This is a genomic window from Thermobacillus sp. (assembly GCF_003390775.1).
Classification (GTDB): Bacteria; Bacillota; Bacilli; order Paenibacillales; family Paenibacillaceae; genus Thermobacillus; species Thermobacillus xylanilyticus.
Genome location: NZ_QEWA01000040.1, coordinates 90,236 through 112,259, shown reverse-complemented (window position 1 = coordinate 112,259; position 22,024 = coordinate 90,236). Strand labels below are relative to the sequence as shown.

The following is a 22,024-nucleotide window of genomic DNA, read 5'->3' as shown; positions in this document are numbered from 1 at the left end:
GAAGGGTCCTAAAGCTGATCCGGCAATGGCTCGGGGCAGGCGTGATGGAGGAAGGGAACGTCAAACGTTCGGACCTCGGCACACCGCAGGGAGGAGTGATCTCGCCGATATTGGCGAACATTTACCTAAACTACTTCGACCGATTGTGGGAAAAGCACGGGAAGGAAGTCGGGGTACTCACCCGGTACGCGGATGATTTTGTCATCGTGTGCAAGACGAAGAAAGACGCCCGGCACGCCTACCAGTTGGTTAGGGCAATTATGGAACGTCTGGAACTGACCTTGCACCCGACGAAAACGCGGATCGTGGGGATGTGGACAGGAGAGGAAGGGTTTGACTTTCTTGGACTGCATCACCGGAAGGCGAAAGCGGCGACGTCGCGGAACCAGGCGTATTACACCACGCAGCAATGGCTGAGCGCGAAAGCGGAGAAGCACATTCGGGAAGTGGTGAGAGAACGGCTTGGAACGGCGACCATGCGGCACAAGTCGATTCAAGAACACGTGGACTGGTTAAATCCGAAGATTCAAGGATGGAAGAATTACTACATGATGGCATACAGCCACCGCAAGATGGCGAAGCTGGACTGGTATATTCTTATGCGGTTGACGCGCTGGTACGCGAAAAAGCACCAGCGGCGGAACTGGCGTAGTTGCTGGCACAAAGTGAAACACATTGCCAATGTCTGTGGACTAAAGAAGCTCTGCTAGTTGCATGCACATGAATGACGAACATCGGAAAGCCGTATGAGGGAAAACCTCACGTACGGTTTGATGAGGAGGGGCTGGAATCCCCAGCCCTTTACTCTAGCCCGGCATGAGCGTCATCTATACGGTGGAAGTCCGGAATGGGGGCTATCGAGTGTCTAAAGCCGCCAAGGGCTGGACCTGTAAGCTCCAGTGATGGCGGGTCAATCGACTAATGACAGCCTGTGTTTCCACCGACACGATCACATACCGGATGTTCACATCATGCCCTCAGCCGAGCCAACTTGATTTCATAAAATTTACTATTGATTCATATATCTGATGACTTTATAATAAAACGGAAGTTAAGATATTAAATTGAAGAAAGGTGGTAGATGATGAAAAGGCGTTTGCGGTCGGTGAAGCTTTTGTGGTTTTCATTGTTGTTTTCATTCTTGATTGGCTACAATGTCCACGCGCACAGCACTGACGTTTACAGTGGTTCGTGGAACGCGACCACCACAAGTCTGGGTATCGCTGTCGGTCCAAGCTTGTCGAATTATTTAAGTTCCTTTCAATCGTGGTATTCTAACTGGAACGGCATTTCGTCAAACGTAGGGTTGAATAAACCTTATGAACAATATACGTTGGATGATACACCCCATTTTTCGAGAATTAACATCATCGGCAAAGACCTGGGTTCAACCGGGAATTGGGCGCAAACTTGCAACTACACCTATAGCATCATATGGGGTTATAGATGCGACTGGGATGGATCATGGAAAGATTCGATCATCGAAATCAACACGAATACGGATTCAACGACGAAAAAGGGATATTCCTTTTTGAGCAGCAACCTCAAGAAAAAAGTGTTTCTTCATGAACTGGGGCATTCGTTGGGGTTGAAACATCCGGCCGATACATCAGAAGTCGCCATCATGAAACAAGGTGATAACGGCTATTATACCATCCAGCAGCATGACAAGGATGTACTGAAGAGCAAGTATGGAGCGTAAGGGGGGATCGATGATGAAGAGAGCCGTCATGATCTGCGGCGCCATGGCGTTGCTGTTTGTCGCCGGTTTTTTTTCATACAAACATCTTGATCCGCAGGTGATCCGTCCCGAGGCTGATTATCACATTTATTCGTTGGACGAAATGGAGCAACTGGCAACCGCCATTGTGGAAGTGGAGTATGAACGGGAAAAATCCTCTGTCGTGAGACTGGACGAAAAGGACAAATATCCGTTGGAAACGAAGACTTTTTCCGAAGTCAAAGTACAAAACGTGTACAAGGGGAATGTCAACATAGGAGATACGCTGACTATCGTTGAATATTATGCCAAATGGCGCGATCTCTATGGATCCTATCAATGGATGCCGAATGAAATCTATGTTCCGCTGTCAAAAGGGAAAACGTATTTATTGTTCCTGTATCAAGGCCCCACCCAGCAGCCCGACACCTACGAGATCATCGGTAATCACCAAGGCAAGTACGTCATTCCGGCTGCGAAACCTGCTCCGGGCTTGACGGTTGCGGAATTGGAAATCGATGAGGATGACGAGGCGTACAGACAACTTTACAAGCAAGTTTCCGAAAAGTACGGTTTCGGTGAATAATCCGGCAAGCCTGACCAGGGAGACGGCCCGGAGCCTCGACGGATTCGGCAATTGCCGAAATCGCTGTTGCGGCGGCCGCTCGTCACGAGCGTCATCGGGCTGGACGATCTGCCGCATCTGTTCGAGCACGGCGCGCGCCCGGATGATCTCAAAGTGCAGATTCAGATCGGTTGACCGTCAGATCGCCGAGCGGCACCTCGCGTTGTATACGCGGGTGCCGCTTTTTGCATGCCTCAAGGTTGGCTTTGCACGGCTTTCTGCGCTCTTTGCGCTTTTGTCGAAATGGCGCAGATGGCTTCCTTTATTCTGATCGATTGGGCTATACTGATGGCAATGTGAACGTCTCTGAAGCGCAGGCGCATGGCGGCATGCCGATTTTCCGGTCGGCGGTGATGGGGGGAACGAATGAAACGATGACGGAAGCTGTGACAACACTGGAACAATGGCGCGCGTGGCGCAGCGAGGGGTTCAACACGCTGCCGTTGCTTAGGCGCGTGCACCTCAAACCGGGCGAGGATCGGCCGGCCGAGTGGAGCGGCGCGTGGGCGGCGGCGTATCCCCACGCGATCGTGCTCGAGAGCGGCAAGGACGGCCGGTACACGTACCTCGGCCTCCGGCCGTCGGCCGTGCTGCGCGGCAAGGGAAGCGAAGCCGTGGCGACGGAGACGGGCGAAGCAGCGGGCGAGGCGGTGATTGGCAATGCAGCCGTGATCGGTCAGGCGGCGATTGGAGCGGCAGTGAACCGCGGCGCAGAGGCGATTCGCGGCGCAGGGACGACCGGTCAGAAGGATTCGCCGCCGACGCGGCGCTTCACCGGCAAGCCGCTTGACGTGGTACGCGCCTGGATCACGGGGCGCCGGGGGCCGTCGCTGCCGGACGGACCGAAGTGGACGGGCGGCATCGCCGGGCTATTCGCCTACGACATCGTCCGCTCGATCGAGCGGCTGCCCGAGCTGGCAGCCGATGATCTCGGCCTGCCGGACTACCTGTTCCTTAAGCTGGACGAGCTGTGGATCATCGACCACGAGGCGCGGGAGCTGATTCTCTCCTGCCACGTAGAGGTGCCGGACGGAACGGACGACAGCGGGCTGGCCAGCCTGCATGAAGAAGCGCTGCGGCATACCGCCCGGATGCGGGAGATCTGGAACGGCATCGTCGAGGCCGCCCGTGCGCCGGAGGCGGAGCTGCGTCTCGCCGGGCGCCGGAAAGCGATGGAGGCGGACCGGCTCGAGATCGACATCGACGCGCTCGAAGGGCTGATCCGCCCGTTCAGCAAGCGGGCTTACATGGACGCGGTCGAGCGAATCCGCGATTACATTGCGCAGGGCGATGTGTTCCAGGTGAATCTGTCGCAACGGATGAGCAAGGTTTCGGCGGCCGATCCGGATGCGCTGTACGAATGGCTGCGGTTGTTCAATCCGTCGCCGTACATGGGCTACCTGCGCTGCCCCGATTTCCGGCTCGTCTCGGCGTCGCCGGAGCTGCTCGTCGCGATGCGCGGCGGAGTGCTCTCGACCCGGCCGATCGCCGGCACGCGCCGCCGCGGCCGCACGCCCGAGGAAGACCGGCGGATGGCGGAAGAGCTGCTCGCGAGCGAGAAGGAGCGGGCCGAGCACATCATGCTCGTCGACCTCGAGCGGAACGATCTCGGACGGATCTCGCGGTACGGCACCGTCCGGGTTAAGGAACTGATGACGATCGAATACTATTCCCACGTCATGCATCTCGTCTCGCAGGTGGAGGGAGAGCTGGCGGAAGGGAAGGATGCGCTGGACGTGATCGGGGCTGTTTTTCCCGGCGGGACGATTACGGGTGCGCCCAAGGTGCGCACGATGGAGATTCTCGAGGAGCTGGAGCCGACGCGGCGCGGGCCGTACTGCGGCTCCCTCGGCTGGATTGACTACAGCGGGGATATGGAATTTAATATTCTTATACGCACGATGGTCGTCAAGGACGGCTGCGTGCACATTCAGGCCGGCGGCGGGATTGTGATCGACTCCGACCCCGAGCGGGAGTACAAGGAATCGCTGAACAAGGCGAAGGCGCTCTGGAAGGCGGTTCAGTATGTCGAACGCGAAGCGGAAGACGCGTCGCGTCATGCGGCCGGGGCGGACGAGCCCGCGAAGGAGGAACGGCGATGATTCTGGTCATCGACAACTACGATTCGTTCACCTATAACCTGGTGCAATATTTGGGCGAGCTGGGCGAGGAGATCGTCGTCAGGCGGAACGACGAGATTGACCTTGCCGGCATTGAAGCGCTGGCCCCGGACCATATTCTGATCTCGCCCGGTCCCTGCACGCCGAACGAGGCGGGCATCAGCCTCGCGCTCATCGACCATTTCAAAGGGAAAATTCCGATCTTCGGCGTCTGCCTCGGCCACCAGGCGATCGGCCAGGCGTTCGGCGGCGAAGTGGTGCGCGCGGAAAATCTGATGCACGGCAAGACGAGCGAAATCCATCACACGGGCAAAGGCGTGTTCGCCGGGCTGCCGAGCCCGTTCACGGCGACCCGCTACCACTCGCTCATCGTGAAGCGGGAGACGCTGCCGGACTGTCTCGAGATTACGGCCGAGACGGAAACCGGAGAGATCATGGGAATCAAGCACAAAGAATATCTTGTCGAAGGCGTGCAGTTCCATCCCGAGTCGATCATGACGGAGCACGGGAGGACGATGTTGCGCAATTTCCTCGCGTACAAGGCGGGCGCCGTCCGATGAGAATCGGATGGAACGGCGCCGTGCTCGAGGCGGGTGAGGCCGTGATTCCGGCAATGGATCACGGCCTTCTCTACGGCATCGGGCTGTTCGAGACGTTCCGCACGTACGGCGGGAAGCCGTTCGCGCTCGACCACCGGCTCGCCAGGCTGCGGAACGGCTGCGAGACGCTCGGCATCCGCTGGACGATGACGGAAGCGGACGTGTCGGACTGGCTCGCCAAGGCGCTGGAGGCGAACGGGCTGGCCGACGCGTATATCCGCCTGACCGTGACCGCCGGCGACGCGGGGCTCGGCCTGAACGACGGGCCGTATGAGCGGCCGAACACGCTGCTCATGGTCAAGCCCTTGCCGCCGCTGGGCGGGCAGCTGTACCGTGAAGGGCGCGAGCTTCGGATCTTGCGGACGCCGCGGGGCATGCCCGAGACGCCGGTTCGGCTCAAATCGCTTCATTACATGACGAATGTGCTGGCGAAGCGGGAGCTTGCGGCGAGCGGCGCGCCGGCGGGGGCGGAAGGGCTGATGCTGACGCGGGAAGGGTGGCTTGCCGAAGGGATCGTGAGCAATCTTTTCTTCGTGAAGGACGGCATCGTGCGGACCCCCGCCATCGCAACCGGCATCCTGCCCGGCATCACGCGCGCGTTGACGCTGGAGCTGGCCCGGTCCGAGGGGCTGGAGACGGAAGAAGGATACTATACGGCGGCCGACCTGCTCATGGCCGACGAAGTCTGGCTGACCGGCTCGGTGCAGGAGATTGTGCCGGTGACGCGGATCGCGGAGGCGGACGGGACGGTGCGCACGGTCGGAAGCGGGCTTGCCGGGCCGGTGACGACAAGGCTGCTCGAGGCGTACCGCGCTAAGGTGCGGCGCTCCATCGGCGCGGCGGCGGAAGGAGTTTGGTGATGCAATGAGACCGGTATTCTGGAGCCGGACGTATCAGCTTGGCGAGGGTTTGACATTGGAATTGGGTAAACGGACGCTTGTGATGGGCATCCTGAACGTAACGCCGGATTCCTTCTCCGACGGGGGGCGGTACATGGCGGTGGACGCGGCCGTCGAACATGCCGTGCGGATGGTCGAAGCCGGGGCGGACATTCTCGACATCGGCGGCGAATCGACGCGGCCGGGACATGAGCCGGTGCCCGCGGACGAGGAGATCCGGCGCGTCATCCCGGTCATCCGGGCGGTGCGCGAGGCGTTGCCGCACGTGCCGCTCTCGATCGACACGTACAAGGCGGAGACGGCGCGGAAGGCGCTTGAAGCGGGCGTGCACATCATCAACGACATTTGGGGGCTTACGGCCGATCCGGAGATGGCGCGCACCGCGGCCGAATTCGGCTGTCCGGTCGTCATCAGCCACAACCGGCGCGAAACCGGCGGGTATGCCGATATCGCCCGGGACGTGGCGGCCGATCTGCTGGCATCGGTGCGGACAGCGCTTGATGCGGGTGTCGATTCGTATAACATCTGGCTCGACCCGGGCATCGGTTTCGCGAAAGAATATGAGGACAATCTCGACATGATGGGCCGGCTCGCCGAGCTTGTCCGGCTGGGTTACCCGGTGCTGCTCGGCACGTCCCGCAAACGGTTCATCCGCCATACGCTTGATCTGCCGGCGGACGACGTCGTCGAAGGAACGGCCGCGACCGTCGCCCTCGGCATCGCCCAAGGCTGCCAGGTCGTGCGCGTGCATGACGTGGACCGCATCGTCCGGACGGTGCGGATAACCGATGCGGTGGTCTATCGGCAGGCCGACATTCGCGGGGAGGCGGGCGTACCATGGACAAAATGATCGTGCGCGGCATGCGTTTTTTCGGCTATCACGGCGTCATTCCGGAGGAGAACCGGCTCGGCCAGCAATTCATGGTGGATGTGGAGCTTGCGCTCGATCTGGAGGAAGCGGCGGCGGCGGACGACCTGGCGAAGACGGTCAACTACGCCGATCTGCACGCGCGGGTGAAGCGAATCGTCGAAGGTCCGCCGTGCAGGCTGATCGAAGCGCTGGCCCGCCGTATTGCAACCGATCTGCTCGACACTTATACTAATATAAATGAAGTTCTGGTCCGCGTGACGAAGCCGCATCCGCCGTTTGACATCCATTTCGACGGCGTGACCGTGGAATTGCGCAGAAAGCGGGAACAACATGACGGGCAAGGATGACATCAAGGCGCCGGCCGGACGGCGCGCCTATATCGCGCTCGGCTCCAATCTGGGAGACAGGGAAGCGCAGCTTGCGGAGGCCTTGCGGCGGCTTCACGCTCGCGACGGCATTACGGTCGACCGGGTGTCCGCCGTCTACGAGACGGATCCGGTCGGGTATGTCGACCAGCCGAAATTTCTCAACATGGCGGCCGCGCTGACGACGGAGCGGCAGCCGCTCGATTTGCTGCGGGAGATGCTGGAAGTGGAGCGGGAACTCGGCAGGGTGCGGAATATCCGCTTCGGTCCGCGCACGATCGACCTTGATCTGCTGCTGATGGACGGCGCCGAGCTTGCGACGGAAGAGCTGACGCTTCCCCATCCCCGGATGATGGAGCGGGCATTCGTGCTCGTGCCGCTGCTCGAAGTGCTGGATGAACACGCATCCTGCAGGCCGGCGGTCGAGTCGGCGGCCCGTGCGGCGCTCTCGCAGGGAAAGGATGGCATCGCAAGATGGACAACGATCACCTGGCCTTGCGCATCCGCGCATTTCGAAAACTGAAAGGACTGACCCAGCAGCAGCTGGCTGACCGGATGGGCGTCTCGGTTGCCGTGCTCGGCTCGCTCGAGCGGGGCACGCGCCGGCCCGATTCCAGGCTGATGCAGCGCATTGCCGAGTCGCTCGGCATCGATTACGACGAACTGACGGGAAACGAGCCCGGCGCCTGACGCTCCGGGCGGCGGTTATGGCGTGCACGGCATCTGATGCGGTGTAAGGGTGCGGTGCGCGCTTTGCGTTGATCTTTTTTGCCTGAACCGGCGGGAAGGAGGCGATGGAACATGCTCAAGATCGGCGATATTGAACTCAAGAATCAGGTGGTGCTCGCGCCGATGGCCGGCGTGTGCAACCCCGCTTTCCGGCTGATCGCGAAGGAGTTCGGATGCGGACTGGTCTGCGCCGAGATGGTCAGCGACAAGGCGATTATTCACGGCAACAAGCGGACGATGGAAATGCTCTATGTGGACGAGCGGGAGAAGCCGCTCAGCCTGCAAATTTTCGGGGGCGACCGCAAGTCGCTTGTCGAGGCGGCGAAAGTCGTCGACAAGCAGACGAACGCCGACATCATCGACATCAACATGGGCTGCCCCGTGCCGAAGGTGACGAAATGCGACGCCGGCGCGCGCTGGCTGCTCGATCCGGACAAAATTTACGAGATGGTGGCGGCTGTCGTCGATGCCGTCGAGAAGCCGGTCACCGTGAAGATGCGGATCGGCTGGGACGACCAGCACATTTACGCCGTCGAGAACGCGCGCGCGGTCGAACGGGCCGGCGGCAAGGCGGTCGCCGTTCACGGGCGCACCCGGGAGCAGCTGTACACGGGCAAGGCCGACTGGAACGTGATCAAGGAAGTGAAGGAGGCCGTCTCGATTCCGGTCATCGGCAACGGCGACGTCTTCACGCCGGAGGACGCGAAGCGGATGCTGGAGACGACCGGCGTAGACGGCGTCATGATCGGCCGGGGAGCGCTCGGCAACCCGTGGATGCTGTACCGGACCGTCCATTATCTGACGACCGGCGAGCTTCTGCCCGAGCCGACGCCGAAGGAGAAGGTCGAAATCGCCGTTCTGCACATGGACCGCCTCATCGCGCTGAAGGGCGAGGCGCAGGCGGTCCGGGAGATGCGCAAGCATCTCGCCTGGTACCTGAAGGGACTGCCGCGGGCCGCCCGCGTGAAGGATCAGATCATGGAAGAGACAAGCCGGGATCGCATGGTAAGCATCCTGAACGACTACGTCGACTCGCTGGAGGAGACGGTCGGCACCGCCTGAATCATGAACGGCCGCGCGGCTGGTCCGCGCGGCTTCGCGGTTCCGCCGGGGCGTCAGGCAGGCACCCCGGCGAGATTGACATACCCGACGGGTATGACCTATAATCATGCAATAACATTGACCCGACCGCAGGCAAGCGGGTAGTTGCAAGTGTCATGACCGGCCGGAGCGGCAATATATTATAGCGAGTTCAGTTCTTATAGGGTATGAAAATTCGCTACGACGGGAGAATCGTTAGATGAGCGACAAAGAAATCATTCTTACGCAAGACGGTTTGAAACGGCTCGAAGAGGAGCTGGAAAACCTCAAATCGGTGAAGCGGCGCGAGGTGGCAGAGCGGATCAAGATCGCCATCGGCTACGGCGACATCAGCGAGAACTCCGAGTATGAAGACGCCAAGAACGAGCAGGCCTTCATCGAAGGGCGAATCATCACCCTGGAGAAAATGCTTCGCAACGCCCGCATCATCAACAACGACGAGATCGACACGGACACGGTCAGCATCGGCTCGATCGTGACGGTGGAAGACGTCGAGTACGGCGACACGATGGAGTATGTGATCGTCGGCACGGCGGAAGCGGATCCGTCGCAGAACAAGATTTCGAACGAAAGCCCTGTCGGCAAGGCGATTCTCGGCAAGAAGAAGGGAACCGTCGTCGACGTGAATGTACCCGCGGGCATCATCAAATACAAGATTGTCGACATCAAGAAGTGAGAAGGGCATAAGGGCATGGTGCAAAAGCTTCCTCCGGAAGCTTTTTTTTCCGACGATGTGGACTTGTAAGTCATTCCGCCCATAAGTTCGCTTATCGGCTATCTGAACAAGGAGTTGGGACATTTGGATCATCAGCAGCAAGGCGGCAGTGTGGAAACGGCCGGACAGGAGCAGGAATTGAGCGAGCTGCTCCGCATCCGGCGAAGCAAGTTGGACGAGCTCCGGAAACTCGGGCTGGACCCGTTCGGCCGGAAGTACGAGCGGACGCATCAGGCGCAGGAGATTCTGGACGCGTACGATGCGCTGGAGACGGAGGAGCTTGAGGCGAAGCAGGTATCCGTCAGCATCGCCGGACGGATCATGCAGAAGCGGTCCATGGGGAAGGCGTCGTTCGCCCACATCCAGGACCTGTCGGGCAGGATCCAGATCTACGTCCGTCAGGACGCGGTCGGCGAGACGGCGTACAAGGCGTTCTCGATGCTCGACATCGGCGACATCATCGGGGTGAAGGGCACCGTCTTCAAGACGAAGACCGGCGAGACTTCCGTCAAGGTCCAGGAGCTGGAGGTGCTGACGAAGTCGCTGCTGCCGCTTCCGGACAAGTATCACGGGCTGAAAGACGTCGAGCTGCGCTATCGGCAGCGCTACGTCGATCTGATCGTCAATCCGGACGTGAAGCAGACGTTCATCACCCGTTCCCGCATCATCCAATCGATGCGGCGCTATCTGGACAGCCACGGCTATCTCGAAGTCGAGACGCCGACGCTGCACGCGATCGCCGGGGGCGCGGCGGCGCGGCCGTTCATCACGCATCACAACGCGCTGGACATGCAGCTCTACATGCGGATCGCGATCGAGCTGCATCTGAAGCGGCTGATCGTCGGCGGCCTGGAGAAGGTGTACGAGATCGGCCGGGTGTACCGGAACGAGGGCGTGTCGACGCGCCACAATCCGGAGTTCACGATGCTGGAGCTGTACGAGGCCTACGCCGACTACCGCGACATCATGACGCTGACCGAGAACCTGATCGCGCATATCGCGCAGGACGTGCTCGGCACGACGAAGATCACGTACCAGGGGATGGAGATCGACCTGGCCCCGCCGTGGCGCCGGGTTTCGATGGTCGAGCTCGTCAAGGAAGCGACGGGCATCGACTTCACGAAGCAGATGAGCGACGAAGAGGCGCATGAACTGGCGAAGGCGCACGGCGTGCCGGTCGAGCCGCACATGCAGTTCGGCCATATCGTCAACGCGTTCTTCGAAAAGTTCTGCGAGCACACGCTTATCCAGCCGACGTTCGTCACGGGCCATCCGGTGGCGATCTCGCCGCTGGCGAAGAAGAATGACGAAGATCCGCGCTTTACGGACCGGTTCGAACTGTTCATCGTCGCGCGGGAGCATGCGAACGCGTTCACCGAGCTGAACGATCCGATCGACCAGCGCGAACGGTTCGAGGCGCAGCTTGCCGAACGCGAGCAAGGCAACGACGAGGCGCATGAAATGGACGAGGATTTCCTGCGCGCGCTGGAATACGGCATGCCGCCGACCGGCGGGCTCGGCATCGGCATCGACCGTCTGGTCATGCTGCTGACGGATGCGCCGTCGATCCGGGATGTGCTGCTGTTCCCGCATATGCGGGATCGCGCCGGCGAATAACGCTTGTTGGCTTGAGACCGCCTGCAGCTGTTGCGGGCGGTCTTTGTTGTGCAGAACGGCGGCGAGCGATTTCTTCCTAAGCTGGCGGAATCTCCTTCTCAACTGGACGAGGCTGCGTGCCCATACTAAAGGCACACCACGTTGCGGAGGAACGCCCATGACAGGACGTGCGCTCACGGTGAGAGGAATGGCGCTCGCCGCGGCGTTGCTGCTGGCCGGCGGCTGCGCGGCCGGGGATGGATCGGAGGATCGGCGGAAGGAACGTCAGCCGGCGGACCAACGGATGTCGGAGTTCGTGCAGGCGGATCCCGGGGCGGAGCATCCGTCCAAGACGGAAACGTCAAAACCGAATGGCAGGGCGGACGAGTCCGCGCCGGTTCGGCGGTCTGCCGAGCGGGACGCATTTGAACCCCGCGGCCGTGCCGGCTCCGATGCGCCAGCGATTCCGGACGACATCCGGGGCATCTATGTCTCCGGCTGGATCGCCGGCAGCAAGGAGCCGATGGAGCGGCTGATCCGGCTCGTCGACGAGACGGACCTGAACGCGATGGTCATCGACGTGAAGAACGACTACGGCCAGCTGACCTACCGGTCGTCGCTGCCGGAAGTCCGCGCCGTCGGCGCCGACCGCGGGGCGCAGGTCCGCGACATGGCCGGCCTGCTCAGGCGGCTGAAGGCGAAGCGGATCTATACGATCGGGCGTGTCGTCGTGTTCAAGGATCCGCTGCTGGCTCGCGCGAAGCCGGAATGGGCGTTCCATACGGCGTCCGGCGCGCTGTGGCGGGACCGGAAAGGGCAGCCCTGGGTCGAGCCGTACCGGCCGGAAGTGCGGGCCTACAACATCGCCATTGCGAAGGAAGCGGCCGCGCTCGGATTCGACGAAATCCAGTTCGACTATGTCCGGTTCCCCGACAACGGGGAAGCGATGGACCGCGTCGTCCGCTACCGCAACCCGGAAGGGTGGACGAAGCGGGAAGCGATCGGCCGGTTTCTCCGCGATGCGCGCAGCGCGCTGCATGCAACCGGCACGGCGCTGTCGGCGGACGTGTTCGGCCTGGTCACGACGGCGCGTGACGACATGGGCATCGGCCAGACGTGGCGGGAGATCGCCCCGGCGGTGGATGTCATCTCCCCGATGGTCTACCCGTCCCATTACGCCGGGGGGACGTACGGCATCCGGCACCCCGACCTGGCGCCGTCGGCCGTCGTCCGGCATGCCCTGGATGATGCCGGCAAGCGCAACCGGGTGCTTTCGGCGGAGGGCGCAAGTCCCGCGAAGATCCGGCCGTGGCTCCAGGCGTTCACCGCCGCCTGGCTGCGCCCGCACCAGCCGTACCGGGCGAGGCAGATCCGCGAGCAGATCCGCGCCGCCGAGGAGGCGGGCGTGAAGCAATTTCTGCTCTGGAACTCGTCCTGCACGTACGATTACCGCTGACGCCGAAGCGCGTTTCGGGGCATCCCGACTGTCCTTGACAGGCCCAAAACCGCTTTGATAATATAACGACAATATACACAGGGAGCCGGTGCCGCGCGGGCTGCGGCCTGCGGTATCCGGCCGCCGGAATGTGTCGAACCGGACCTTCGGGTCCGCATCATCGAGGAGGAACCAACTGTGTGGGAAACGAAGTTTGCCAAGGAAGGGCTGACGTTCGATGACGTGCTGCTCATTCCGCGCAAATCGGAGGTACTGCCGAGGGAAGTCGACGTATCCGTCAAGCTGAGCGGCAGCGTGAAGCTGAACATTCCACTCATCAGCGCGGGCATGGACACGGTGACGGAGTCGGCAATGGCGATCGCGATTGCGCGGGAAGGCGGCATCGGCATCATCCACAAGAACATGTCGGCGGCCCAGCAAGCGGAAGAAGTCGACCGGGTCAAGCGCTCGGAGAGCGGCGTCATCACGAACCCGTTCTCGCTGACGCCGGAGCATCACGTCTACGACGCCGAGGAACTGATGGGCAAGTACCGGATCTCGGGCGTGCCGATCGTGGATGGCGACGGCAAGCTGGTCGGCATTCTGACGAACCGCGACCTGCGTTTTGTCCATGACTACTCGATCAAGATCAAGGAAGTCATGACCCGCGACAACCTCGTGACGGCGCCCGTCGGCACGACGCTGCAGCAGGCCGAAGGGATTCTCCAGCGGCACAAGATAGAGAAATTGCCGCTCGTCGACGAGAACAACGTGCTGAAAGGCCTCATCACGATCAAGGACATCGAGAAGGCGATCCAGTTCCCGAATGCGGCGAAGGACGCGCAGGGACGGCTGCTCTGCGGCGCCGCGATCGGCATTTCCAAGGACACCTTCGAGCGGGCGGAGGCGCTGGTCAAAGCCGGCGTCGACGTGATCGTCGTCGATTCGGCGCACGGCCACCACGTCAATATCATCGAGACGGTCCGCAAGCTGCGCGCGCTGTATCCGGACCTGACGATCGTCGCGGGCAACGTGGCGACGGGCGAAGCGACGCGTGACCTGATCGAAGCCGGCGCTTCGATCGTCAAAGTCGGCATCGGGCCGGGCTCCATCTGCACGACCCGGGTCATCGCCGGCATCGGCGTGCCGCAGATTACGGCGATCTATGACTGCGCGACGGTGGCGCGCCAATACGGCGTGCCGATCATCGCGGACGGCGGCATCAAATATTCCGGCGACATTACGAAGGCGATCGCGGCAGGCGCCAGCGCGGTCATGATCGGCAGCCTGTTCGCGGGCACGGAGGAGAGCCCGGGCGAATCGGAGATCTACCAGGGCCGGAGGTTCAAGGTTTACCGCGGCATGGGATCGCTCGGCGCAATGAAGGAAGGCAGCGGCGACCGCTACTTCCAGGAGAACGAGAGCAAGCTCGTGCCGGAAGGCATCGAAGGCCGGGTGCCGTACAAGGGCCCGCTGGCCGACACGGTCCATCAGCTGATCGGCGGGCTGCGCGCCGGCATGGGCTACTGCGGCGCGCGCAACATCCAGGAGCTGATCAACGACACGCAATTTATCCGGATTACGAACGCCGGCCTCAGGGAGAGCCATCCCCACGACGTGCAGATTACGAAGGAAGCGCCGAACTATTCGCTGTAACAAGCGGCTTCCCGGAATCGCACTTGCTGCGCACACCCTGCAACGGGACGCGGACTCGACAAGGTCCGCGTTTTTCTGTAGATGCGGGCGCCGTGCGGAGCTGGCGGTCTTTCGGGATTCCCGGTTTTTCTGCCCGGAAAGACTGTGATACAATTAGGGACGATACGACACGGGGAGAAAGGGGAAACGGAGTTGAACGACCACGGGAAACGGTCTGTCCGAATGCGGACCTTGGCAGCTGTTCTGGCCGTGTTGTTCGTTGTGTATGCGCTCGGGGCCGTGCCTGCGGTCCTGGCGGAAGAAGGTACGGCGACGGTATCGGGAACGACGTTCCAACTCGGCGAATCGGTTGACGCGGCCATCCTGATCGATTTCGAGACGGGACAAGTCCTGTATGAACGCAATGCGGATCAGCCCAGACCGCCTGCCAGCATGACGAAATTGATGACCGAATATATCGTGCTCAGCCGGATTGCGGAGGGCAAATTGAACTGGTCGGACGTTGTGTCGGTCAGCAAGGAGGCGGCTTCGACGCCGGCCGACGGTTCGCAGATCTATCTGGCTGAGGGCGACAAGCATACGGTTGAGGAATTGTACATTGCGATGGCCGTCGGCTCGGCCAACGACGCGACGGTCGCGCTCGCATCCTACATCGCCGGATCGGAAGCCGCATTTGTCGACATCATGAACGACACGGCGCGTGAGCTCGGGCTGTCCACGGCGCACTTCACAGGGGCGACCGGCCTGCAGGAAGACACGGTGATTTCGGCCCGCGATCTGTCGAAGCTCGCGCGGGTCATTCTGCAGCAGCACGGCGAGACGTTCCTGAAATATTCGAGCATCACGCAGTACAAATTCCGCGAGCGGGACAAGGATCCGATGATCAACTACAACTGGATGCTCGAAGGGAACAAAGATGTAACGAACTTCCGTCAGTACGCCTATGAAGGCGTCGACGGGATGAAGACCGGCTACATCAGCGCAGCGGGCTACTGCTTCACGGGTACGGCGAAACGCGGCGACATGCGGCTGATCAGCGTCGTGATGGGCACCGACTCGATGGGCGAGCGGTTCCTGGAGACGGCGAAGCTGTTCGACTACGGGTTCAACAATTTCGAGATGAAGACGGTCGTGGCCCCGAAATCGGTTGTAGAATCGGTGGAAAAGGTCAAGATTAAGAAAGGCGTCAAGACCGAAGTGCCGGTCGTGACCGAATCGGATGTCACCTTCCTCGTCCGCAAAGGCGTCGAGCCGCAGATCGAAGTGTCGAATCTTGAAGTCCTGCCGCCGGAAGAGCTCGTGGCGCCGCTTCCTGCGGGCACGAAAGTCGGCACCGTCACCTATGTTTACACCGACGGCGTGAGCAAGCTGGAGAAGACGGTGAACCTGATCACGGGCGAGGAAGCGAAGAAGGGCAGCTGGTGGCGGCTCATGTTCCGCGGCATCGGCGAATTTTTCCGCAATCTGTTCAAGGGCATCACCGGGTAGAACGCCGACCGGACGCATATTCTGCGCAGTTGCCGGCGTCGGCTCGTTCATTTAAAATATAGGTTTAGTACGAATTCGGACACTACGTGTCGAGTGGGAGGAACTTGAAGACATGGAAACCGGTACGACTCGCGTGAAACGCGGCATGGCCGAAATGCAGAAGGGCGGCGTCATCATGGACGTGATGAACGCCGAGCAGGCGAAGATCGCCGAAGCGGCCGGCGCCGTGGCGGTCATGGCGCTTGAACGGGTTCCCGCGGATATCCGCGCCGCCGGCGGCGTCGCCCGGATGGCCGATCCGACGGTCGTGGAAGAGGTCATGAAGGCCGTCTCGATTCCCGTCATGGCGAAGGCGCGGATCGGGCATTTCGTCGAAGCGAAGGTGCTGGAAGCGCTCGGCGTCGACTACATCGACGAGAGCGAAGTGCTGACGCCCGCGGATGAAGTCTATCATATCGACAAGCACCAGTTCACGGTGCCGTTCGTCTGCGGCGCGAAGGATCTGGGCGAGGCGCTGCGCCGCATCCAGGAGGGCGCTTCGATGATCCGGACGAAGGGCGAGCCGGGCACGGGCAATATCGTCGAGGCGGTCCGCCACATGCGGCTGATCATGAGCCAGATCCGCAAAGTGCAGAATATGTCGAAAGACGAGCTGTACAACGAGGCGAAAGTGCTCGGCGTGCCGTACGATCTGCTGCGTTATGTTCACGAGAACGGCAAGCTGCCGGTCGTCAATTTCGCGGCGGGCGGCGTGGCGACGCCGGCCGATGCGGCGCTCATGATGCATCTCGGCGCGGACGGGGTGTTCGTCGGCTCGGGCATTTTCAAGTCGGACAATCCGGAGAAATTCGCCCGCGCGATCGTGGAAGCGACGACGCATTACGAGGACTACGCGCTGATTGCCGAAGTGTCCAAAAATCTGGGCACGCCGATGAAAGGCATCGAGATCTCGCAGCTGACCGGCTACGACCGGATGCAGGATCGCAGCGTGTAATCGGGCCCTCGAGGGAAGAAGGGATCCACTTTGACCATCAAAATTGGCGTGTTGGCGCTGCAAGGCGCCGTCGCGGAACATATCCGCTCGCTTCAACAAGCGGGAGCGGAAGCCGTCGCCGTCAAGCGGGTTGAACAGCTTTCGGAGCTGCACGGTCTGGTCATTCCGGGCGGGGAGAGCACGACGATCGGCAAGCTCATGCGCAAATACGGTTTCATCGAAGCCATCCGTCAGTTCGCGGCGGATGGCAAGCCGATCTTCGGCACCTGCGCCGGGCTGATCGTGCTCGCGCAGCGGATTGACGGCGGGGAGGAAGCCCACCTCGGCCTGATGGACATGACGGTCGTGCGCAATGCGTTCGGCCGGCAGCGCGAAAGTTTCGAGACGGACCTGGAGGTCGCCGGACTTGACCGGCCCCTTCGGGCGGTCTTCATTCGCGCACCGCTCATCAAGGAGGTCGGGCCGGACGTCGAGGTATTGTCGGTGTACAAGGGCGAGATCGTCGCCGCACGGCAGAACCGTCTGCTCGCCTGCTCGTTCCATCCGGAGCTGACGGATGACAGCGCCCTGCACGCTTACTTCGTCGCCATGGCCGAGGAAGCGGCCGCAGAGAAGAGCGTGAAGTAGAGAGGGGTATAGACGAACGTGTTGGACGTCAGGCTGCTCCGCAGCGATTATGACAGAGTGAAGCAAGCGCTGGTGCATCGCGGCGCGTCGGAGGAGCTGATCGCCGATTTCCCGGCGCTGGACCAGCGCCGCCGCGAATTGCTGACCGAGACCGAGCGGCTGAAGAACCGGCGCAACACGGTGTCGCAGGAAGTGGCGAAGATCAAGCGCGAAGGCGGCGACGCCGAAGCTTTGATCGTCGAGATGCGCGAGGTCGGCGACCGGATCAAGGCATTGGACGATGAAGTGCGGGAGTTGGAGGCGAAGATCGAGCGCATCTTGCTCGCCGTTCCGAACATTCCGCACGAATCCGTGCCGGTCGGCGCGTCGGAAGAGGACAATGTGGAGATTCGCCGGCACGGCGAGCCTCCGGCATTCCCGTTCGAGCCGAAGTCGCACTGGGAGATCGCCGACCGGCTCGGCATTCTCGATTTCGAATCGGCGGCGCGCGTCACCGGTTCGCGGTTCGTCTTCTACCGCGGGCTCGGCGCAAGGCTGGAGCGCGCGCTGATCAGCTTCATGATGGATCTGCATGCGGATCGGCACGGGTACGAGGAAGTGCTGCCGCCCTACATCGTGAACCGGGACAGCCTGATCGGCACCGGCCAGCTGCCGAAGTTCGAGGAAGATCTGTTCAAGATCGACGGGCAGGACTATTACCTGATTCCGACGGCGGAAGTGCCGGTCACGAACCTGTACCGGGAGACCATCCTGGAAGCTTCGGATCTGCCGAAGAAATTCGTCGCCTACTCCGCCTGCTTCCGCGCTGAGGCCGGCGCAGCCGGACGTGATACGCGCGGCCTCATCCGGCAGCATCAGTTCAACAAAGTCGAGCTGGTGAAGTACGTGAAGCCGGAGGATTCGTATGCGGAGCTGGAGACGCTGACGGCGGAAGCGGAGCAGGTGCTCAAGGCTCTCGGTCTGCCCTACCGCGTCATCGTGCTGTGCACGGGCGACATGGGCTTCGGCTCGGCGAAGACCTACGATATTGAAGTGTGGCTGCCGAGCTACGGCACCTATCGCGAGATCTCGTCCTGCACGAACTTCGAGGACTTCCAGGCTCGCCGGGCGAACATCCGCTTCCGCCGCGAACCGAAGGGCAAGCCGGAGTTCATCCATACGCTGAACGGCTCGGGGCTCGCGGTCGGCCGGACGGTCGCCGCCATTCTCGAGAACTATCAGCAGGAAGACGGTTCGGTACTGATTCCGGAGGCGCTTCGTCCGTATATGGGCGGACTTAATGCGATCCGGCCTGCTTGACATACCCTGAGCTTTACAGGCCGCAGCCGGTTGTCAGCCGGTTGCGGCTTGTGATACAATGTTCTGTGCTTCTTGTACGCGGAGAGATACCGAAGTGGTCATAACGGGGCGGTCTTGAAAACCGTTAGGGCGCAAGCCCACGTGGGTTCGAATCCCACTCTCTCCGCCATAAATAGCATCAAGCCGATCCTGATCTTAGGGGTCGGCTTTTTGATTGCGGCGCGAGCGGGGTGTTTTTTATGCCGAAGCCCGGGGCACAATAGCTTTGATCCCGTCGGTGGTCAGAAGCGGAGGTGTTTCGATGACAAGGAAAGACCAATTGTCCGTGCCGCAAAACGAGCTGGTCGAGGCTTGGCAGCGCACGCTGCCGGAGCGGCTGAATGCGGGGGATTCGGTCAAAGTATGGGCGGATGAGGCCGATCCGAAATCGCTGCGCGTTACCATTCATGCGGCCGGCCATCAAATGTACGAGTTTGATTTCGCCGTCCGTTACCTGGACAGCCGGGAAATCGACGTGGAGCTTGTCGATGTGGAAAGCGGCGGGCGATCGGTTGATGAGCATGCCGATGCGATTCAGGAGTTGATTGCCGATTATCGGCGCCATCTGCACGAGTGCGCCCAGTCGCTGCATGATCTGACCCATGCCTAGGAGGAAGGAGGGCCGACGTTGACGAAGCCGAAGTCGCAGGTCGTTCCCCGGCCGGGGCAAGGCCATGCCGAACGGGATAATGCGCAGGACAGCATGGTGAATGAACCGTTGTCCGGCTCCAAGAAGGTGAAGAACCGCAACCACTCCAGGCAGAACCACGGGGAAGGTTCTTGAACAAATGAACCCGGCCAAGCCGGGTTCATTTCGTCACGCTTCGACAAGCGGAACCTCTTTCTCCATCACGTAGTCGTCCATGACATAGCCTCCGCCGATGTCCGCCACCTGCGTCCGCACGGTCCGGAAGCCGTTTCGCTCATATACCGCAATGGAAGAAGCATTGTGCCGATTCACGGTCAGCCAGATCGCATGCAGCTTGCGCTCCCGGCACAGGTCCACCAGGAAGCGGATCGCCCGGCTTCCGTAACCTCGACCCCGATGTTCTTTGAGCAGGTAGAACTTGCTCAGGAACAGCTTCGAATCCTCCGGCTTGATCGCCAGATAACCCGCATGGATCCCGTCTGCCTGCATCAGATAATACTCATAGCCCTGATGCTCAATCTGGTCGGCAATCGCACGGACGGACTGAAACTTGTCCAACATATAATCGATCTGTCCCGCCGAAATGATGCCGATGTAATACTCCCTCCAGATTTTATCGGCCAATTGCGCCGCGGCCTCAATATCCTCACTTGTTGTGACGAGCCGAAATGAGAGCGCCATCCTGACCATCCTTTCCGTGATCTTCTCTCATTATCCTACCTTGCTGAATGCCTTTTGCGAAGAGAGAAACAGCTCCGTCAACCGAAAATGCTTTAAAAAAATTGGTTCCGGATCGGCAGCGCCCACTTTCCGCGCCTCTGCGAATCGTTTACAATAAGGAAGTTATGTGGATAAGGAAAGGGGTTTGTAGGGAGATGAACAAGAGCCGGCTGGCCGTGCTGCTTGTCGCCCTGCTGGCAGCCGCTCTGGCGGTGACGGCCTGCGGGAAGAAGACGCCGCCGAAAGAAGCGTTGCAGAAGGCCTGGGCGGCATCGATGGAGATGAAATCCTTCACATTCGACGGTTCTCTCGCCATCGATGAACTGGAATTGCCGCCGAGCGCGCAGAACGAAGCGGTTCTGCCGTATCTTGGCATGATAGAGAATACGTCGCTCTCCATCCGCGGCGCATACACCCGGGACCCGCTCAAGTTGGAGGCGATTCTGAAGCTTACGATCCCGGGCGACCTGGCCGTGTCGTTCGAAGTGCCGCTCATTTGGGCCAACGACAAGGTGTATGCGAAGATTCCCGCCATCCCGATGCTGCCGCTCGGGGACGCGGCAGGCAAATTTGTCGAGATCGATCCCGCCGGACTGGCGGAAGGGGAAGGCGCAGCGCTGCCGGCCTTCAATGTCGAAGTGCAGCGGAAGCTGGCGGGCGAGGCGCTCGGCATTGTGTTCTCGCATCTGGATGAAGAGCACTTCTTCCGGGAAGTGAAAAAGGAGGATGTCCCGGGCCTGCCCGGCGATCTGAAGGCCGACCGGTTCATCAAATTCAGCATTGCGCAGGACAATTTCGACGCTTTCATGCAGGCGTTTGCCGAGAACATCATGCCCGAAATCATCGATCTGTTGCTCGCGTCCGAGGACTACCGTTCCGAGCTGCAATTGACGGAAGAAGAGCTGAAGCGGGCGAAGGAAGAGCTTGCGGCGAAAGACCCGGAATCGCTGCGCAACGAACTGGAAGCCTTGAAGCAGAACCTTACGGTTCATGAAATCAGCGTGACGTCGGCAATCAAAGGCGACAAGCTGGTCTATCAGAAGCTCAAGGCGAGCTTCGAGGCGGCGGAAGACGGCGAAACGACGAAAATCGGCTTTTCGTTCGACATCCGGTATGACAATATCAATAAGGATGTTAAGTTCGAGCACGAGATCCCCGAGGATGCGCTGACCATGGAGGAACTCCTGCAGTCGCTCTTCTCCGCTTTCGCATCCTGAACAATCCGTAAAAAGACAACAGGGGCCGAACCGCCGGCTGCGCCGGTGGATCGGCCCTTGTTTGCGGTGATCAGAACAGGATCAGGCCTGCTTCTTGCCGAGTTCCTGCAATCCGAGCACAACGCCGAGAACGTCTTCGGAATCGAAGTAACTGTAGCGTCCGCTGCCGTACTCGCCTTTGTGAATGAGCGGCAACCCTTTCGACTCGACGAATTCGATGTGCCGCTCGAAGCCGTTCACCGTGAAGGTGATAAAGTGGACGCCCTGTCCGTGCTTCTGTCTGAACTCGTTCCACGGGCTCGGCTCATCATAAGGCTCGAGCAGTTCGACGGTGACCGGTCCCATCTGCAGGTTGGCGAATTTGGTCCGCGCCGGGACGTATTCGCCCCGATACAGTGTATAGCTGTCGGGCGTATGGGTGACGGGCGCGTCCGGATCCGGCACGCTGATCTTCGGCATCGGGATGCCGAACAGTTCGGCGTACTTTCGGGCGGCGGCTTCGATATCATCCACGACAATGCCGATTTTGACCGGGTTGTGGTTGTCGATGCGGTCCATGA

Annotated in this window: 25 protein-coding genes and 1 tRNA gene; 24 read left to right on the top strand and 2 right to left on the bottom strand. The window is 60.8% G+C overall.

The window, feature by feature from the left end:
• The 23 genes from C6W55_RS11595 to C6W55_RS11485 form a co-directional block, all read left to right on the top strand.
• Positions 1–710, top strand: a 710-nt coding sequence (locus tag C6W55_RS11595; protein ID WP_286892724.1) for a reverse transcriptase domain-containing protein, incomplete at its 5' end; no start/stop codon positions are given.
• Positions 711–1,105: 395 nt separating this feature from the next.
• Positions 1,106–1,702, top strand: coding sequence for a matrixin family metalloprotease (locus tag C6W55_RS11590; RefSeq protein WP_286892723.1), 597 nt, complete (start codon positions 1,106–1,108; stop codon positions 1,700–1,702).
• Positions 1,703–1,715: 13 nt separating this feature from the next.
• Positions 1,716–2,306, top strand: coding sequence for a hypothetical protein (locus C6W55_RS11585; protein WP_286892722.1), 591 nt, complete (start codon positions 1,716–1,718; stop codon positions 2,304–2,306).
• Between the two features lie 51 nt (positions 2,307–2,357).
• Positions 2,358–2,480: a hypothetical protein gene (locus C6W55_RS11580; RefSeq protein WP_269724207.1), complete on the top strand. Its 123-nt coding sequence runs from the start codon at positions 2,358–2,360 to the stop codon at positions 2,478–2,480.
• A gap of 239 nt (positions 2,481–2,719) precedes the next feature.
• Positions 2,720–4,447 carry an anthranilate synthase component I family protein gene (locus C6W55_RS11575; RefSeq protein ID WP_286892721.1) on the top strand — a complete coding sequence of 576 codons (1,728 nt, stop codon included), beginning with the start codon at positions 2,720–2,722 and terminating at the stop codon, positions 4,445–4,447.
• Positions 4,444–5,025 (top strand): aminodeoxychorismate/anthranilate synthase component II, encoded by a 582-nt coding sequence (pabA, locus tag C6W55_RS11570; protein WP_213484888.1) that lies wholly within the window; start codon positions 4,444–4,446, stop codon positions 5,023–5,025. The genes C6W55_RS11575 and pabA overlap by 4 nt, the downstream gene beginning before the upstream one ends.
• Positions 5,022–5,924, top strand: coding sequence for an aminotransferase class IV (locus C6W55_RS11565; RefSeq protein WP_286892720.1), 903 nt, complete (start codon positions 5,022–5,024; stop codon positions 5,922–5,924). The genes pabA and C6W55_RS11565 overlap by 4 nt, the downstream gene beginning before the upstream one ends.
• A 4-nt stretch (positions 5,925–5,928) precedes the next feature.
• Positions 5,929–6,813 (top strand): dihydropteroate synthase, encoded by an 885-nt coding sequence (gene folP, locus C6W55_RS11560; RefSeq protein ID WP_286892719.1) that lies wholly within the window; start codon positions 5,929–5,931, stop codon positions 6,811–6,813.
• Positions 6,801–7,181 (top strand): dihydroneopterin aldolase, encoded by a 381-nt coding sequence (gene folB, locus C6W55_RS11555; RefSeq protein ID WP_286892718.1) that lies wholly within the window; start codon positions 6,801–6,803, stop codon positions 7,179–7,181. The genes folP and folB overlap by 13 nt, the downstream gene beginning before the upstream one ends.
• On the top strand, positions 7,165–7,722 hold the full coding sequence (gene folK / locus C6W55_RS11550) for a 2-amino-4-hydroxy-6-hydroxymethyldihydropteridine diphosphokinase (RefSeq protein ID WP_015256404.1): 558 nt from the start codon (positions 7,165–7,167) through the stop codon (positions 7,720–7,722). Before folB ends, folK begins: the two co-directional genes overlap by 17 nt.
• The gene (locus tag C6W55_RS11545; RefSeq protein ID WP_286892717.1) at positions 7,674–7,889 is read left to right on the top strand and encodes a helix-turn-helix domain-containing protein; all 216 of its coding nucleotides are present in this window, start codon (positions 7,674–7,676) and stop codon (positions 7,887–7,889) included. The genes folK and C6W55_RS11545 overlap by 49 nt, the downstream gene beginning before the upstream one ends.
• 111 nt (positions 7,890–8,000) lie before the next feature.
• The gene (gene dusB, locus C6W55_RS11540) at positions 8,001–8,990 is read left to right on the top strand and encodes a tRNA dihydrouridine synthase DusB (protein WP_015256402.1); all 990 of its coding nucleotides are present in this window, start codon (positions 8,001–8,003) and stop codon (positions 8,988–8,990) included.
• A 238-nt stretch (positions 8,991–9,228) separates the two neighbouring features.
• Positions 9,229–9,705, top strand: coding sequence for a transcription elongation factor GreA (gene greA / locus C6W55_RS11535; protein ID WP_015256401.1), 477 nt, complete (start codon positions 9,229–9,231; stop codon positions 9,703–9,705).
• Positions 9,706–9,828: 123 nt separating this feature from the next.
• On the top strand, positions 9,829–11,361 hold the full coding sequence (gene lysS / locus C6W55_RS11530; protein WP_015256400.1) for a lysine--tRNA ligase: 1,533 nt from the start codon (positions 9,829–9,831) through the stop codon (positions 11,359–11,361).
• 157 nt (positions 11,362–11,518) lie between these two features.
• Positions 11,519–12,796, top strand: a complete 1,278-nt coding sequence (locus tag C6W55_RS11525; protein WP_286892716.1) for a putative glycoside hydrolase — start codon at positions 11,519–11,521, stop codon at positions 12,794–12,796.
• A gap of 177 nt (positions 12,797–12,973) precedes the next feature.
• Positions 12,974–14,431, top strand: coding sequence for an IMP dehydrogenase (gene guaB, locus C6W55_RS11520; protein ID WP_015256398.1), 1,458 nt, complete (start codon positions 12,974–12,976; stop codon positions 14,429–14,431).
• A 222-nt stretch (positions 14,432–14,653) separates the two neighbouring features.
• Complete coding sequence (locus C6W55_RS11515; protein ID WP_286892715.1) at positions 14,654–15,919, top strand: D-alanyl-D-alanine carboxypeptidase family protein; 1,266 nt, start codon at positions 14,654–14,656, stop codon at positions 15,917–15,919.
• Between the two features lie 112 nt (positions 15,920–16,031).
• A complete protein-coding gene (gene pdxS / locus C6W55_RS11510) occupies positions 16,032–16,913 on the top strand; it encodes a pyridoxal 5'-phosphate synthase lyase subunit PdxS (protein WP_015256396.1) in 882 nt (293 codons plus the stop codon).
• Between the two features lie 36 nt (positions 16,914–16,949).
• Positions 16,950–17,540 carry a pyridoxal 5'-phosphate synthase glutaminase subunit PdxT gene (gene pdxT, locus C6W55_RS11505; RefSeq protein WP_213484895.1) on the top strand — a complete coding sequence of 197 codons (591 nt, stop codon included), beginning with the start codon at positions 16,950–16,952 and terminating at the stop codon, positions 17,538–17,540.
• 18 nt (positions 17,541–17,558) lie between these two features.
• Positions 17,559–18,839, top strand: coding sequence for a serine--tRNA ligase (serS, locus tag C6W55_RS11500; protein ID WP_286892714.1), 1,281 nt, complete (start codon positions 17,559–17,561; stop codon positions 18,837–18,839).
• An 80-nt stretch (positions 18,840–18,919) separates the two neighbouring features.
• Positions 18,920–19,008, top strand: a tRNA-Ser gene (locus C6W55_RS11495).
• A gap of 132 nt (positions 19,009–19,140) precedes the next feature.
• Positions 19,141–19,488, top strand: a complete 348-nt coding sequence (locus C6W55_RS11490; protein WP_213484618.1) for a hypothetical protein — start codon at positions 19,141–19,143, stop codon at positions 19,486–19,488.
• 18 nt (positions 19,489–19,506) lie between these two features.
• Positions 19,507–19,662, top strand: a complete 156-nt coding sequence (locus C6W55_RS11485; protein WP_286892713.1) for a small acid-soluble spore protein P — start codon at positions 19,507–19,509, stop codon at positions 19,660–19,662.
• 33 nt (positions 19,663–19,695) lie between these two features.
• On the opposite strand, the gene C6W55_RS11480 is transcribed toward C6W55_RS11485, so the two are convergent.
• A complete protein-coding gene (locus C6W55_RS11480) occupies positions 19,696–20,208 on the bottom strand; it encodes a GNAT family N-acetyltransferase (protein WP_213484620.1) in 513 nt (170 codons plus the stop codon).
• A gap of 194 nt (positions 20,209–20,402) precedes the next feature.
• On the opposite strand from C6W55_RS11480, the gene C6W55_RS11475 reads away from it, so the two are divergent.
• On the top strand, positions 20,403–21,464 hold the full coding sequence (locus C6W55_RS11475) for a hypothetical protein (protein WP_286892712.1): 1,062 nt from the start codon (positions 20,403–20,405) through the stop codon (positions 21,462–21,464).
• A gap of 81 nt (positions 21,465–21,545) precedes the next feature.
• Here the strand turns inward: C6W55_RS11475 and C6W55_RS11470 are convergent, their stop codons facing one another.
• Entirely contained in the window at positions 21,546–22,022 is a 477-nt protein-coding gene (locus tag C6W55_RS11470) for a VOC family protein (protein ID WP_286892711.1), read from the bottom strand.
• Between the last annotated feature and the right edge of the window lie 2 nt (positions 22,023–22,024).

Coding starts and splice junctions, on each gene's coding strand:
- C6W55_RS11585 (WP_286892722.1), top strand. CDS start 1,716: ATGAAGAGAGCCGTCATGATCTGCGGCGCCATGGCGTTGCTGTTTGTC.
- C6W55_RS11575 (WP_286892721.1), top strand. CDS start 2,720: ATGACGGAAGCTGTGACAACACTGGAACAATGGCGCGCGTGGCGCAGC.
- pabA (WP_213484888.1), top strand. CDS start 4,444: ATGATTCTGGTCATCGACAACTACGATTCGTTCACCTATAACCTGGTG.
- C6W55_RS11565 (WP_286892720.1), top strand. CDS start 5,022: ATGAGAATCGGATGGAACGGCGCCGTGCTCGAGGCGGGTGAGGCCGTG.
- folP (WP_286892719.1), top strand. CDS start 5,929: ATGAGACCGGTATTCTGGAGCCGGACGTATCAGCTTGGCGAGGGTTTG.
- folB (WP_286892718.1), top strand. CDS start 6,801: ATGGACAAAATGATCGTGCGCGGCATGCGTTTTTTCGGCTATCACGGC.
- folK (WP_015256404.1), top strand. CDS start 7,165: ATGACGGGCAAGGATGACATCAAGGCGCCGGCCGGACGGCGCGCCTAT.
- C6W55_RS11545 (WP_286892717.1), top strand. CDS start 7,674: ATGGACAACGATCACCTGGCCTTGCGCATCCGCGCATTTCGAAAACTG.
- dusB (WP_015256402.1), top strand. CDS start 8,001: ATGCTCAAGATCGGCGATATTGAACTCAAGAATCAGGTGGTGCTCGCG.
- greA (WP_015256401.1), top strand. CDS start 9,229: ATGAGCGACAAAGAAATCATTCTTACGCAAGACGGTTTGAAACGGCTC.
- C6W55_RS11525 (WP_286892716.1), top strand. CDS start 11,519: ATGACAGGACGTGCGCTCACGGTGAGAGGAATGGCGCTCGCCGCGGCG.
- C6W55_RS11515 (WP_286892715.1), top strand. CDS start 14,654: ATGCGGACCTTGGCAGCTGTTCTGGCCGTGTTGTTCGTTGTGTATGCG.
- pdxS (WP_015256396.1), top strand. CDS start 16,032: ATGGAAACCGGTACGACTCGCGTGAAACGCGGCATGGCCGAAATGCAG.
- C6W55_RS11490 (WP_213484618.1), top strand. CDS start 19,141: ATGACAAGGAAAGACCAATTGTCCGTGCCGCAAAACGAGCTGGTCGAG.
- C6W55_RS11480 (WP_213484620.1), bottom strand. CDS start 20,208: ATGGCGCTCTCATTTCGGCTCGTCACAACAAGTGAGGATATTGAGGCC.
- C6W55_RS11475 (WP_286892712.1), top strand. CDS start 20,403: ATGAACAAGAGCCGGCTGGCCGTGCTGCTTGTCGCCCTGCTGGCAGCC.
- C6W55_RS11470 (WP_286892711.1), bottom strand. CDS start 22,022: ATGGACCGCATCGACAACCACAACCCGGTCAAAATCGGCATTGTCGTG.